The 14,526-nt window shown below is 34.9% G+C and carries 15 protein-coding genes; all 15 read right to left on the bottom strand.

All coding sequences use genetic code 11. The features are described 5' to 3' along the window. Window positions 1-3: 3 nt before the first annotated feature. Complete coding sequence (rimI, locus tag ACI32A_RS03675) at window positions 4-435, bottom strand: ribosomal protein S18-alanine N-acetyltransferase (protein WP_439753671.1); 432 nt, start codon at window positions 433-435, stop codon at window positions 4-6. Continuing rightward, the gene (gene tsaB / locus ACI32A_RS03670; RefSeq protein WP_439753670.1) at window positions 432-1,022 is read right to left on the bottom strand and encodes a tRNA (adenosine(37)-N6)-threonylcarbamoyltransferase complex dimerization subunit type 1 TsaB; all 591 of its coding nucleotides are present in this window, start codon (window positions 1,020-1,022) and stop codon (window positions 432-434) included. The genes rimI and tsaB overlap by 4 nt, the downstream gene beginning before the upstream one ends. Further along, complete coding sequence (gene tsaE / locus ACI32A_RS03665) at window positions 1,015-1,467, bottom strand: tRNA (adenosine(37)-N6)-threonylcarbamoyltransferase complex ATPase subunit type 1 TsaE (protein ID WP_439753669.1); 453 nt, start codon at window positions 1,465-1,467, stop codon at window positions 1,015-1,017. The genes tsaB and tsaE overlap by 8 nt, the downstream gene beginning before the upstream one ends. Then, a complete protein-coding gene (locus tag ACI32A_RS03660) occupies window positions 1,464-2,798 on the bottom strand; it encodes a replication-associated recombination protein A (protein WP_439753668.1) in 1,335 nt (444 codons plus the stop codon). The genes tsaE and ACI32A_RS03660 overlap by 4 nt, the downstream gene beginning before the upstream one ends. 48 nt (window positions 2,799-2,846) lie before the next feature. After that, window positions 2,847-3,428: an AAA family ATPase gene (locus ACI32A_RS03655; RefSeq protein ID WP_439753667.1), complete on the bottom strand. Its 582-nt coding sequence runs from the start codon at window positions 3,426-3,428 to the stop codon at window positions 2,847-2,849. Between the two features lie 36 nt (window positions 3,429-3,464). Then, window positions 3,465-4,229, bottom strand: coding sequence for a class I SAM-dependent methyltransferase (locus tag ACI32A_RS03650; protein ID WP_439753666.1), 765 nt, complete (start codon window positions 4,227-4,229; stop codon window positions 3,465-3,467). Continuing rightward, window positions 4,222-4,890: an orotate phosphoribosyltransferase gene (gene pyrE / locus ACI32A_RS03645; RefSeq protein ID WP_439753665.1), complete on the bottom strand. Its 669-nt coding sequence runs from the start codon at window positions 4,888-4,890 to the stop codon at window positions 4,222-4,224. The genes ACI32A_RS03650 and pyrE overlap by 8 nt, the downstream gene beginning before the upstream one ends. Window positions 4,891-5,037: 147 nt before the next feature. Beyond that, window positions 5,038-5,907, bottom strand: a complete 870-nt coding sequence (locus ACI32A_RS03640; protein ID WP_439753664.1) for a YitT family protein — start codon at window positions 5,905-5,907, stop codon at window positions 5,038-5,040. A 3-nt stretch (window positions 5,908-5,910) separates the two neighbouring features. After that, a complete protein-coding gene (locus ACI32A_RS03635) occupies window positions 5,911-7,263 on the bottom strand; it encodes an aminopeptidase (protein ID WP_439753663.1) in 1,353 nt (450 codons plus the stop codon). Between the two features lie 33 nt (window positions 7,264-7,296). After that, window positions 7,297-7,803 carry a MarR family winged helix-turn-helix transcriptional regulator gene (locus tag ACI32A_RS03630; protein WP_439753662.1) on the bottom strand — a complete coding sequence of 169 codons (507 nt, stop codon included), beginning with the start codon at window positions 7,801-7,803 and terminating at the stop codon, window positions 7,297-7,299. A gap of 107 nt (window positions 7,804-7,910) precedes the next feature. Further along, the gene (gene pyrF / locus ACI32A_RS03625) at window positions 7,911-8,603 is read right to left on the bottom strand and encodes an orotidine-5'-phosphate decarboxylase (RefSeq protein WP_439753661.1); all 693 of its coding nucleotides are present in this window, start codon (window positions 8,601-8,603) and stop codon (window positions 7,911-7,913) included. Beyond that, window positions 8,603-9,511 (bottom strand): dihydroorotate dehydrogenase, encoded by a 909-nt coding sequence (locus tag ACI32A_RS03620; protein WP_439753660.1) that lies wholly within the window; start codon window positions 9,509-9,511, stop codon window positions 8,603-8,605. Before ACI32A_RS03620 ends, pyrF begins: the two co-directional genes overlap by 1 nt. Continuing rightward, window positions 9,511-10,242: a dihydroorotate dehydrogenase electron transfer subunit gene (locus tag ACI32A_RS03615; protein WP_439753659.1), complete on the bottom strand. Its 732-nt coding sequence runs from the start codon at window positions 10,240-10,242 to the stop codon at window positions 9,511-9,513. The genes ACI32A_RS03620 and ACI32A_RS03615 overlap by 1 nt, the downstream gene beginning before the upstream one ends. A 1-nt stretch (window position 10,243) precedes the next feature. Further along, window positions 10,244-13,450 (bottom strand): carbamoyl-phosphate synthase large subunit, encoded by a 3,207-nt coding sequence (gene carB, locus ACI32A_RS03610; protein ID WP_439753658.1) that lies wholly within the window; start codon window positions 13,448-13,450, stop codon window positions 10,244-10,246. Next, window positions 13,443-14,525: a glutamine-hydrolyzing carbamoyl-phosphate synthase small subunit gene (gene carA / locus ACI32A_RS03605; protein ID WP_439753657.1), complete on the bottom strand. Its 1,083-nt coding sequence runs from the start codon at window positions 14,523-14,525 to the stop codon at window positions 13,443-13,445. Before carA ends, carB begins: the two co-directional genes overlap by 8 nt. Between the last annotated feature and the right edge of the window lies 1 nt (window position 14,526).

Genomic DNA, 14,526 nt, shown 5'->3' with positions numbered 1-14,526 from the left:
CTCCTACAATGCTTTGGTCATAACGATGGCATCTTCCCCATCGGAATAATAATGCTTCGAAACATTTACTTGAATAAACCCATTCTTTTTATACAAAGCCAAAGCCGCTTCATTTGAAGCACGAACTTCTAAAGTCATGAATTCGCATTCTTGTTCCTTGGCTCTTTGAATCAAATACTGCAATAAAACATGTCCATATCCTTTTTTTCGAAACGAAGAAGCAATTCCAATACGAGCAACTTGTGCCATTTCAAATGTTTCCCAAAGAAAAGCATATCCAACTATTCCATCATCTTCCAAAATCCATCCATGACTAAATGGATTTTCATGAAGTTCATATAAACATTCTTTTTCACTCCATGGTTCTTTAAAACAATTTAGTTCTAATTCTAAAACACAATCCAAATCATTGTCTGTCATTTCTCGAAACATCATACCTTATATGAATCACTTTCTTTTAAATACTGTGGCACCAAAGCATGTATATTTTCAATTTTACGCATCGGTACTTGAATAAAATTTTCAAGAAAATCACTTTTTGTTTCTTGTTGATTGATTAAATACCCATCTCCATATAAAGTACCCGGATGCTCTTGTAGAAAAGAAGGAAGATCTTCCACATTTAAAATTTGGATACAATCATGAATTCCTTTTTCAACATGAGCCACATAAGCTCTTTTTGAACGTGCATCTAAAACCACATTGGCACTTTCATCCATCCCCGCATACAACTGCATCGTAGAAATACAATATAATTCTTTTTTCATCTGCGAAGCTAGAACCTTGGCAATGGTCATCGCAATTCGAATACCTGTATAACTACCTGGTCCATCTGTAATAATAAAACGATCAATGTCACAATAATCTAATTTCACATTTTTCAATAAACGATTTAATTCCACAAAAATTGTTTCGCTTTGTTTCTTAAACGCTTCAATGGATATTCCATCCAATAAAACATCATTTCTATAAATCCCTAATACCAGATTTTTATACGCACTGTCCATACATAAACTAATCATGATATGCCTCCACTATTTGATTGGAAAACCAACCTCTTCCTTCCATTGTGATGACTCGATTTTCATCCATTCCTTCTTCTATTGAAATACATAAACGATCTTCTGGTAATTGGTCTTCAATAAAATGTGACCACTCAATGACACAGATGCCTTCATCAAAACAATCTTCAAATCCTAAGTCCTGGCTGATGCCTTCTAATCGATAAGCATCAATATGATGAAAAGGCTGTCCATTTCCTTGTTTATATGACTTTAAAATGGTAAATGTCGGTGAATTAATCACGTTTTTTACCCCTAGCGCTTTTCCCAATTCCTTTGTCCAAGTCGTCTTTCCAGCGCCTAAATCTCCATCTAAAGTAATCACAAGAGGATGATTTTCAATCAATTTTGCGATTTTTCTGGCAAATTCTCTCGTTTCTTCAATTGAATGAATTTCAATTCTCATTTTCTTCTGCTCCTTCTTACTTGTGCCTTGATAGCCTTAATTTGTTCCAGTCTCTTTTGAACCTTAACTTCTGATCCCTGATTCGTTGGAACATAATATTCTTTATTTAACAATTCATCAGGTAAACAAGTCATATCCGTCATTTTATATTCAAAATCATGACTATATTCATAGCCCTTATTATATCCTAAATCCTTCATTAATTTTGTTGGTGCATTTCGAATATGCAAAGGAACCGGTAATTCCAATGTTGTTAAGGCATCTTCTTTGGCTGCCATATATGCCGTTTCTAATGCATTGGACTTTGGTGCCAAAGACAAATAAACTACAGCATGCGTCAAATGAACATTGCATTCTGGTACGCCTAAAAAATGACACGCCTGATAAGCCGCAACACAAATTTCCAATGCCCGGGAATCCGCCATTCCAATGTCTTCACTAGCCATTCGAACCAGTCTTCGTGCAATATATAAAGGATCTTCCCCAGCTTCTAACATTCTGGCTAACCAGTAAATCGATGCTTGTACATCACTGTTTCTTACACTTTTATGCAATGCTGAAATAATATTATAGTGTTCTTCTCCTTTTTTGTCATATAAAAGAGAACGCTTTTGCAGACATTGTTTTAATATTTCTTTTGATACATGAATTCCATCTAAATCACTTGGTGAATTATAGACCACCATTTCCAATGTATTTAAACAAAAACGAGCATCTCCGGCACTAAAATTGGCAATGGCCTGAATGTCTTCTTTGGATATATCAATTTTTAAGTCTTTAAATCCTTTTTCAGAAACCAAAGCTCTTTCAATCAATTCTTCTAAATCTTTTGCTTCCAAAGAATGCAACACAAAAACTCGACAACGAGATAATAAAGCACTGTTGATTTCAAAGCTTGGATTTTCGGTTGTCGCACCAATTAATACAATGCTCCCCTTTTCAACATAAGGCAAAAACGCATCTTGTTGTGCCTTATTAAAACGATGAATTTCATCCACAAACAAAATCGTCTTTTGTCCAAGTATCTTCCTTTGATCCGCTTGTTTCATCACTTCTTTAATTTCTTTGATGCCACTGGTGACAGCCGAAAAATCCACAAAATAACTCTTTGTATGTTTGGCAATAATAGAAGCCAAAGTTGTTTTCCCTACTCCTGGAGGCCCCCAGAAAATCATAGACGTCAACTGATCGTTTTCTATCATCTTCGACAATATATTGCCTTGATTCACAAGTTGCTTCTGTCCCACATACTCATCTAAAGACTCTGGTCGCATACGATCCGCCAATGGACGTGCATCATTTTTTTCTTCAAATAAAGACTCTTGTATCATGTCTTTCATTATAGCACAAAACAAAAAAAAGAAAGTCATGATGACTTTCTATTGCGCTATGGATTTAATAATTTCTACACATTTATCAATACCAAGTTCACTGGATTCCAATGAAATATGATAATTCGCTGCTCGATTCCATTTTCGATCTGTATAATATTTGTAATATGATTTTCTTCTTTTATCTTTTTCCAGGATTCTTTTTTCAATCGCAACATCTGTTTCTCCATATAAATTAATGATACGATCTTTTTTAAATTCCATATCCGCATAAATAAATACATTTAAAGTATCTTTTCGATCTTTTAAAATATAATCTGCACAACGACCTACAATGATACAATTTCCTTTTTCAGCCAATTCTAAAATAACTTTTCTTTCCGCAAAATACAATTGATCATTGATACTTAAAGCTCCCCAGTTATTTCCAAAGAAAGAAAAGAAATGACTGCTGGATGCTTCTTCACCAAATTCTTCAATAAAACCTTCCGCAAACCCACTTTCCTGGGCAATTTTACGAACCAATTCATAATCATAATATGCATAGCCTAATTCATCGGCTAATTTTTTAGCAATGGTTCTTCCTCCACTTCCAAATTCTCTTGTGATGGTAATAACTGAATAACTCATATACTTTCCCTCTTTCTTGTTTAGTATATTTTACCATCAAATACGTAAAATATCCAAAACATGACTGCTAGCTCCCAGACATTCCTTTCTTTGGCTTATAGCTTCCACATAGCGAATAAAAATTTCAAATTCTTCTTCACTCATTTTATTAATCACTGGACGTAAATAATCTGTTGGTCCATCTACAGCCACTATTAATTCTCGTTTCAATCCTGCGATTTCATTTAATTCATCAATGGATTCCAGTCGCGTGCGATAATATAAATCTTTAGATGAATGAATTTGAAACTGATCATCTAATTCATCTAAACAATCTAAAATATGGCCATCTATAAATGCATGTTGAATCACACTATAATCATTCATTACATAAGCCACCATCACAATTCCATTTTTCTTTGTGACACGCTTTGCTTCCTGTAAAGCCTGAATACGTTGTTCCTTTTCTTTTAAATGATATAAAGGCCCTAAAACTAATGTACAATCAAAGCTTTCATCACCAAAGCGATGCAAATCAATCGCATTTCCCTGAAATGCTTTCACAGTACTTTTTTTAGCTTTTAAAGTTCCTAAATTGCTTTTAACAAGCTCAATAGCACTAACATCATATCCTTCATTTGCCAAAGACACACAATAGCGACCAGTTCCAGCACCGACTTCCAGTATTTTAGGATTTTGTATCTGTTTTAAATATTGATGAATATATTTCATGGTAATGCGAAATTCCACTTGTCCATGACGAGACAATAAACGCTTTTCTTCATTGAATTTATTATAGTATGCTTCTAATTCTTTACTCATCAATGGCTCCATATAGGGCATAGTAAGCATCAATGCGTTCTTTTAGATCTGCATCCAATGCATTTTTACTTTCTAAATATTCCACTACTTCTGGCATAGAAACAATGGCAGCTGTTGGAAATCCATATAATTGAGACACTTCTTTTAAAGCAGTCTGATTTCCTTTTCCTTTTTCATTTCGATTCAAAGAAACCATTAATCCCTTAATTTCTACATTGGCAGCCGATCTCACCTTTGGAACTGTTTCTTCCATGGATTTACCAGAAGTCGTTACATCTTCAATCATAATCACACGATCTCCGTCTTGTAATTTCGTTCCTAAAAAACCTCCCATATCCGCTCCATGGTCTTTTAATTCTTTGCGATCTGAACAATAACGAACTTCTTTTCCATATAAATGATCAAAAGCAATCACAGTGGCCACAGCCAAAGGAATTCCTTTATAAGCTGGTCCAAATAATACATCAAAATCAAGTCCAAATTGATCGACAATGGCCTTGGCATAATATTCTCCTAAACGCTTTAATTGATTCCCTGTTACATAGCCTCCAGCATTCATAAAAAATGGGCTTTTTCGACCGGATTTTAATGTAAAATCACCAAATTTCAGCACTTTACTTTCTAACATAAAATCGATAAATTCTTGTTTATAGGCTTCCATAATTAATCTCCTTTTAGCGTTATAATCATATCATCTTTTCAGATAATAAAAAAGTGTCAAGAGTGCCCCTTACGGGGCATGGGATTCTTGACACGCACACTTACAACATTCGTTAACGAATCTATAGAAAGTATATCATAGAATACTTTATTGGACAATTTTTTGTTGCATATACTCCTCATAACTTAATCGCTTTGTACTAAATCCCTGGCCATCAACTTCACTGACCACACTAATGGTTAAAAACGCATAGGGATCGACTTGATATACCATTTCTTTTAGTGCAAACAACTTATGACGAGGAATGACACAAAGAATACCTTTTTGTTGTTCCTTGGCATAGCCTGTTTCAATATAAAATAAAGTCGTTCCAGCTTGTATATCAAATAATATATTTTTTCGAATGATTTCATATTGACTGGAAATAATCATGACTTGTAAAGACACTTTTCCATCGGGTAATAAACGATTAATAATAGTTGTAATGACAATCGTTAATACAATACCAAACAAAATCATTTCCTTATTTGAGAAAACAGCCTGAAGCGCAAGAATACAGAAATCAATGATATAAACACTAGTTCCTACACTCCATTTCGTAAATCGATTCAATAATAGAGCAACAATATCACTTCCTCCTGTTGAACCCCCGGCTTGTACAACCAATCCCATAGCACAGCCTACTAAAATACCGCCAAACAATGCACAGAGCATTAAATCATTGGTAATGGTAGATATTCCTGGTATTAGAGCTACCATTTCTAATAAAATCGGATAAATCAATGTACTTAGAATTGTTTTTTTCACAAACTCTTTCCCAAAGAAAATTCCTGCAATAATTAATAATAAAGCATTAACCACAAAGACAACAATTGATGTTCGAAATCCAAAAAAATGATGAATAGCCAATGCAAATCCTGTGGCGCCTCCCATTGGAATTTGAGAAGGAATGATAAAGGCTTGTACTGCAATGGCTAATAATAAATTTCCAAAGATGACTTGAATATTATTTTTCATATTTTATTTCCAATTCAAAAATGCTTTATAAGCTTTATAGGCCTCATATACATCGGCTTTATTTGTGACTTCATAAGGTGCATGCATATTTAATACAGCTACCCCACAATCAATAACTTCCATTCCATAATTGGCCATAATATACGCAATGGTTCCTCCACCACCGGCATCGACTTTTCCAAGCTCTGCAAATTGATAAGAAACATGGGCTTCATCAAATAATTGACGAAGTTTAGCTAAATATTCTGCATTAGCATCGTTGCAGCCACTTTTCCCTCTGGCTCCTGTATATTTATTGATGGTAATGCCTTTTGAAAGAAAAGCAGTATTTCTTGCCTCAAATACATCCGCAAACATAGGATCATAGCCTGCAGAAACATCACTGGACAACATCTTGGAATTTTGTAAAGCGCGACGAACTTTTAAATACGATTCCCCTTGTGTTAAAGCCATTAATTCCGCAATGATATTTTCAAAGAAAAGAGAATGCATTCCTGTAGCTCCCGTACTGCCAATTTCTTCTTTATCCACCAACAAACAACAAGACCAGCGATCACTTTCTTCTTGCTCTAACATAGCCATTGCACTGGTAAAAGCACAAACACGATCGTCTTGTCCATAACCAATAATCATAGAACGATCTAAACCTAAGTCTCTTGCCTTTTGCGCTGGTACAATTTCTAATTCCGCGGATACAAAGTCTTCTTCTGTTATGTCATATTGTTCCAATAATATTTTTAAAATATTTTCTTTCAGTGCATTTTCACATTCTTTATTGACTTCATTTCCAATGATGACATCTAAATTTTCTCCTTCAATCACTACATTTGCTGTTTTATTTAATTGATTACTGGCTAAATGAGGTAATAAATCCGAGATGACAAAGACTGGATCTTCTGATTTTTCTCCAATCGAAATTGAAATAATAGAACCATCTTTTTTCACAATTACGCCATGAAGTGCTAAGGGAGTGGCTACCCATTGATATTTTTTTATACCCCCATAATAATGTGTATCCAAATACGCAAAGCCTTCTTTTTCATATAAAGGATTTTGTTTGATATCCAATCGAGGTGAATCAATATGAGCTCCTAAAATATTGAGTCCATTCTCTAAAGGCTGATTTCCTACTTGAAATAAAGCCACGCATTTATTCATAAAATTCACAACAATTTTATCTTGTGGTTTTATTTTTTTTCCATGAATATATTCTTGTAAATCGATAAAACCTTTTTCTTTGGCTTGAGAAACAATTAAAGAAACACATTCTCTTTCTGTTTTTGCTTGATTTAAATACTGTTTATAGGTTTCACAAACAGTAAAACACTTTTCTTGTTCTTGTTGACTATATTTCATATTTTCCCTCCACATAAAAAGGACATCTCTGTCCTAAAACTTGTCAATGACATTTTCTGAATAATCTTTAATAAATTTTTCAAATTCAACATTTGTTTGATCGACAACTATATTATACGCTTCTTGAAATACTTTTAATAAAGAAATGATTTCTTCTTCCTTCAATTCTTCAAAAATCGAAATAAAATCTTCACATTCATTTGTAAAAACACTCTTTAAAATTAAGTCTTTTCCTTGTTTTGTTAAACGAATGAAAATTTCATGTGAATCCTTTTCTCGACTCTTCTCCAATAATCCTCTTTTCTCTAATCGAGTAACCAAAGCCGATGTTGTACTTTTATTCCATAACGTTATCTGTGCTAATTTCGATAAAGAAATTTCATCTTTTAAAAATACAATCCATAAACAATGTTGTTGCGCACTGGATAACCCACAGACCTGAGCAACTTTATCCCAATTCTTTTCCAGACTCATGTAAATAGCTCTTGATAAATTTAAAAATGTATTAAAATACATCAAGTTTTTATTGTGATCCAGCATAAATATTCCTTCTTTCTAGAATTTGATACCATGAATCGATAGGATTTATGCTGTCAATTTCTAATGACATTGTAACACAAAAAGAAAAAAGAAGTGACAATGCACTTCTATTTCATCATATTTTCAATTAAATCATACGTTTCTTTTGGATTTTTTGATTTTGTGATGGAACGACCCACTACAATATAGTCACAACCTTGTTCCTTGGCATAAGATGGTGTAGCGACACGTTTTTGATCATCAACAGAGTCAGAAGCCAGACGAATACCTGGTGTTACAGTAAGAAAACCTGGTCCACATGCTTTTTTAATGGCAGCCGCTTCGTGTACAGAACATACAACGCCATCCAATCCAGCGGCTTTCGCATTTAATGCATATTTCACAACACAATCAATAACTTCTCCTTCAATTCCCAATTCTTCATTCATAGCTTCTTTTGAAGTTGATGTCAATTGAGTGACTGCAATGCATAAAGGACTTTGTCCTTGAGCACCTAAGGCAAGACCTTCTTTAGCCGCTTTCATCATCGCAATTCCACCAGCTGCATGAACATTGGTCATATTCACACCTAATTTTGCCAGGTTTTTCATTCCGCCTTTTACTGTATTTGGAATGTCATGTAACTTTAAGTCTAAGAAAATATTATGTCCCATTTCTTTCACTGTTTTTACAATTTCCAATCCACAAGCATATGTTAATTCCATTCCAATTTTTACATAAATCGGTTCATCAAATTGTTTTAAAAAATCAACAACTTCTTCTTTTGAAGAAAAATCCAGCGCTACAATTGTTTTTGACATTATTTGAAACTCCTTCCAATCGCATCTTGAAGCGATGTATATCCATATTGTACTAGTACCTCAGGTAGTTCTTCAATGATTTTTGGACAAACCATTGGATCCACAAAATTTTGTGCCCCCACTTCCACGGCACTGGCTCCTGCATTTAAAAACTCCAACACATCCTGGGCACAAGTAATGCCTCCTACTCCAATAATTGGAATCGAAACAGCCTGAGCCACTTGATAAACCATACGAATCGCAACTGGTTTAATGGCAGGACCGGATAAACCTCCTGTTACATTGGCTAATAATGGTTTTCCTGTTTTTAAATCAATGCGCATTCCCAATAACGTATTGATCAAAACTAGACCATCGGCTCCGGCTTTTTCCACAGCCTTGGCAATCGATACAATATCCGTTACATTCGGTGATAATTTTACATAAACTGGTTTTTTTGCCACTTCCTTACACATACGCGTCACATGAGCGGCTAGCTCTGGATTGGTTCCCAATCCAATGCCTCCGTGTTTCACATTCGGACAGGAAATATTTAATTCAAAAGCTTTAATGACACTTTGATCATTTAATTTTTGAATCACTTCTACATATTCTTCTTCACTAGCCCCGGCTACATTGGCAATGATTTCTGTGTCGTATTGCGCTAAAAAAGGTAATTCATTTTCAATGATGGAATCCACTCCTTTATTTTGAAGACCAATGGCATTCAACATTCCCATAGGCGTTTCCGCAATTCTTGGTGTGGGATTTCCAAATCGTTCTTTTGGTGTTGCACTTTTTATCGCAATTCCGCCTAAAATTGACAAATCATAGATTTCCGCAAATTCTTTTCCAAACCCAAAACATCCACTAGCAGGAATAATTGGATTTTTTAAATGTAATCCAGGTAGTTTTACTGAAATATCCATTATAGAGCCACCTTTCCCATTTCAAAGACAGGTCCATCTTTGCACACACGCAAAGAATGTCCTTCTACATCTTTTACAACACAACCCATACAAGCACCCATTCCACAGGCCATACGAGATTCCAAAGAAATATATCCTTTTTGATACACTTGATTTAAGGCTTTCAACATAGGAAGTGGTCCACACGCAAAGACTTCATCTCCTTGAATGTTTTGTTCTTTGATTGCATCTATTACAGTTCCTTTTGTTCCTGCACTTCCATCCATGGTTGCGATATATACATTACATCCCAAAGTTTTAAATTCCTCTACATAGAATAAAGAAGCTTGATCATTGGCTCCCATAATCACATCGACCTTGGTTCCTTGTTGCAGATATTGTTTTGCACATTCATATAGAGGAGGGAGTCCAACTCCACCTCCAACTAATAAAATGTGTTGTTTGTCTTGAATTGGAAATCCATTTCCCAATGGTCCAAATACATCCAGTGCAGTATCCACTTCAAATGTACTTAATTCTTTTGTTCCATTCCCCAATATTTTATAAATAATCACAATGGAATTGTCTTTGATTTCGTTAATAGAAATTGGACGTCGCAAAAAGAAAGAAGGCACTTGAATTTCTATGAATTGTCCTGGTTTTGCGATTTTTGAAATATTTGTTTCCAATTCCATTCGAAATACATCTTTAGCAATTTCATCATTTGAAATAATTCGAGCTTTTTCTATCATATTATTTTCCCATTTCATTCATACTCATTGTTGAAAATGACAAAGATTCCAGCACTTGCAACAAAGCCTGTGCCGTATCAAGTGATGTCATACAACTGATATTGTTTTCAGCCGATACTCTTCGAATCATATATCCATCGTCATTGACTTTTCTATCTTTATTAGTCATGGTATTGATCACAAAATTAACATGTCCTTTACGAATAATATCTAGAACAGAATCACTTCTTCCGTCATCAATTTTGCTGGCAATATGCACAAATAAACCACGATCCTGTAAATATTTAGCTGTTCCTTCTGTGGCATAAATTCCATATCCAATCGCATAGAAACGCTTTGCCAATTCATAGGCTTCTGGTTTTGTTTCATCCGCAATGGTCAATAATACATTTCCATGCATTGGTACATTGACACCTGAAGCAATTAAAGCTTTATACAATGCTTTTTCAAAGTTCACATCACAACCCAAAGCTTCTCCAGTTGATTTCATTTCAGGTCCTAGAACTGTATCTACTTTATGTAATTTAGAGAAAGAGAATACCGGTGCTTTTACATAGACATGGCTATGATCTTCTGGATGATAACCCGGTGTTAATCCTTGTTCTTCTAAACTTTGTCCTAATACACATTTAGTTGCGACATAGCTCATTGGAACGCCTGTAATCTTCGATAAGAAAGGCACTGTACGTGAACTTCTTGGATTGACTTCTAAGACATATACACGATTTTGTTTGTCAACAATAAACTGGATATTATATAAACCAATAAATTTAAATCCTTTTCCTATGCGTGTCGCATAATCAATAATAGTTTCTTTTGTTTTTTGATCAATACGCTGTGTTGGATAGACACTGATGGAATCCCCTGAGTGTATTCCAGCACGTTCAATATGTTCCATAACCCCTGGAATATAAACATCTTTTCCATCCGCAATCGCATCAATTTCTAATTCTTTTCCTACAATATAGCGATCAATTAAAATAGGCGCATCATGACTGATTTCTTTTACAGCCGTAGCCATATAAATCCTTAATTCTTCATCGTCATGAACAATTTCCATAGCACGTCCACCTAATACATAAGAAGGACGAACTAAAACTGGATAACCAATATGGTTCGCAATAACAAGGGCTTCTTCTACGGTAACAGCTGTTTGCCCTTCTGGTTGTGGAATATCGAGTTTCTTTAACATTTTTTCAAATTCATGTCGATCTTCTGCCCAGTCAATGGATTCCAAAGTTGTTCCTAAAATTTTTACGCCATGTTTTTCTAATGAATCGGCTAAGTTTATTGCTGTTTGTCCTCCAAATTGAACAATGACACCCAGTGGTTTTTCTAAATTAACAACGTGCATAACGTCTTCCGTTGTTAATGGTTCAAAATATAATTTATCACTGATAGAGAAATCTGTTGAAACTGTTTCTGGGTTATTATTAATAACAATGGCTTCATAGCCTTCTTTTCTTAGTGTTTCCACACAATGCACTGTGGCATAATCAAATTCCACACCTTGTCCAATTCGAATCGGTCCCGAACCCAATACAATGATTTTTTTACGATTTGAACAAATGGATTCGTTTTCTTGTTCATAAGTCGAATAAAAATAAGGAGTTGCTGAGCTAAATTCACATGCACATGTATCGACCATTTTATAAACTGGAACAATGTTGTTTTCTTGACGAATCGAATAAATTTCGTCTTCTTTTTTATGCCAGCACTTAGCAATAAAACGATCTGAGAAACCTGCTTTTTTTATTTTACGAAGCGTATTTAAATCATCTACATTTTCTTTGCATTCTTTTTCCAGTTGAATGATGTTTTGTAGATGACAAAGAAAGAAATAATCTATTTTTGTCAAAGAATGAATTTCTTGCATATCCCATCCATTTCGAAGCCATTGCGCAATCGCAAAAATTCTTTGATCATCGGTTTTCTTAATTTTATTCCATAATTCTTCTTTTGAATACGATTCAAAGTCTGAATTATAAAGATGGTCCACTTTCATTTCAAGGGAACGAACAGCTTTTAAAAACGATTCTTCAAAAGTACGTCCAATGGACATAACTTCTCCCGTTGCTTTCATTTGTGTTCCCAGTTTACGAGACGCATTTGGGAATTTATCAAATGGAAAACGAGCAAATTTTGTCACAATATAATCAAGAGCCGGTTCAAAACAAGCATAACTTGATTTTGTGATTGGATTGATGATTTCATCCAATCCCAATCCCACCGCTAGTTTTGCACTGATTTTGGCAATTGGATACCCAGTTGCTTTACTGGCTAAAGCCGATGAACGAGACACACGTGGATTGACTTCAATCACATAGTAGCGAAAGCTTTTTGGATTTAAAGCCAGTTGAACGTTACATCCTCCGCAAATCTTTAAAGCACGTATGATTTTTAAAGAGGCATTTCTAAGCATTTGATTTTCTTGATCTGTTAAAGTTTGAACAGGTGCTACAACAATACTATCGCCTGTATGAATTCCAACTGGATCAATGTTTTCCATATTACATACGACAATTGCATTGTTTTTGGCATCACGCATCACTTCGTATTCAATTTCTTTAAATCCTGCAATACTTTGTTCAATCAAACACTGATGAACAGGAGAAATTTTTAAACCGGCTTCACAGATTTCTTTTAATTCTTCTTCATTATCAACAAATCCTCCACCTGTTCCTCCTAAAGTATAAGCAGGTCGAACCACTAATGGATAGCCTTGGTTATTCGCAAATTGAATGGCTTCCTGAACCGTATGAACAATACGACTTTCTGGAACAGGTTCTCCAATATCCTGCATCAAAGAACGGAATAATTCTCGATCTTCTGCACGATTGATAGCCTCTAAATCAGTTCCTAGAATTTCAACACCAAATTCATCTAAAATTCCGTCGTTATGTAATTCTACAACTAAATTTAATCCGGTTTGTCCTCCCAACGACCCTAAAATCGCATCGGGTCTTTCTTTATAAATTACTCGTTTGGCAAAATCGAGTGTTAATGGTTCAATATATACTCGATCGGCAATGCTGGAATCTGTCATTATTGTTGCCGGATTTGAGTTGATTAATACAACTTCATAGCCTTCTTCTCTTAAGGACTGACAAGCCTGGCTTCCGGCATAGTCAAATTCAGCGGCTTGTCCAATGATAATAGGACCCGAACCAATGACTAAGATTTTATGTATATCATTTCTTCTAGGCATTTTTGTCATCCTCCTTTTCCATTAATTCAATAAACTGATCAAATAAATATCGACTATCTTCTGGACCGGCACTGGCTTCTGGATGGTATTGTACACTGAAACAAGGATAATCTTTGTGACGTACGCCTTCACAGCTTTTATCATTCAAAGCCTGATGTGTCATTTCCAGTCTTGTATTTTTCAAACTATCAATATCTACCGCAAATCCGTGGTTCTGGGAAGTAATTTCCACCAAACCTGTTTCTAAGTTCACAACGGGGTGATTGGCTCCACGGTGTCCAAATTTTAATTTATATGTATTGGCTCCACATGCCAGAGAAATCAATTGATGCCCTAAACAAATTCCAAATACAACTGTTTGTGGAATTAATTCTTTAATGGTTTCAATAGCCACTTGCACATCTTGTGGATCGCCTGGCCCATTGGATAACATAATACCATCGGGATGAAAGGCCATAATTTCTTTTGCAGATGTATTATATGGCACTACAATTAAGTCACATCCTCGTTTAGATAATTCACGAATAATTCCTAATTTAGCTCCAAAATCCATTAACACAACTTTCTTTCCTCGATTGGGAATCGGATAAATACGATTGGTACTGACCATGGATACTTGATTATGTAGTAAATCTGTTTCTTTTAATTGTTGCACAATGGCATCAATATCTGCATCTACATTGGCTAAGGTTGCTTTTAAAGTACCAGCTGTACGGATTTTCTTTGTGATGGCACGTGTATCTACACCATAAATTCCTGGAATATGTTTTGTTTTTAAATATTCATCCAAAGTGGATTTGCTGCGCCAGTTACTTGGTTGTGGACAATAATCCTTGATCACAAAACCAAAAACATAGGGTGTCATGCTTTCGTTGTCATCACGGTTAATTCCATAATTTCCAATCAATGGATATGTCATCATTACGATTTGTCCGCAATATGAATTATCCGTTAAAATTTCCTGGTATCCTGTCATTGAAGTATTGAATACCAATTCACCTATTTTAAAATCATCGCTTCCAAAAGCTGTCCCACGATAGACACTTCCATCTTCTAAAACCAATAATCTTTCCATA

Source organism: Floccifex sp., from assembly GCF_051873555.1.
In the GTDB taxonomy this organism is placed as follows: domain Bacteria; phylum Bacillota_I; class Bacilli_A; order Erysipelotrichales; family Erysipelotrichaceae; genus Floccifex.
The sequence above is the reverse complement of the archived record's forward strand: the minus strand, read 5'-3'. Positions and strand labels throughout refer to the sequence as shown.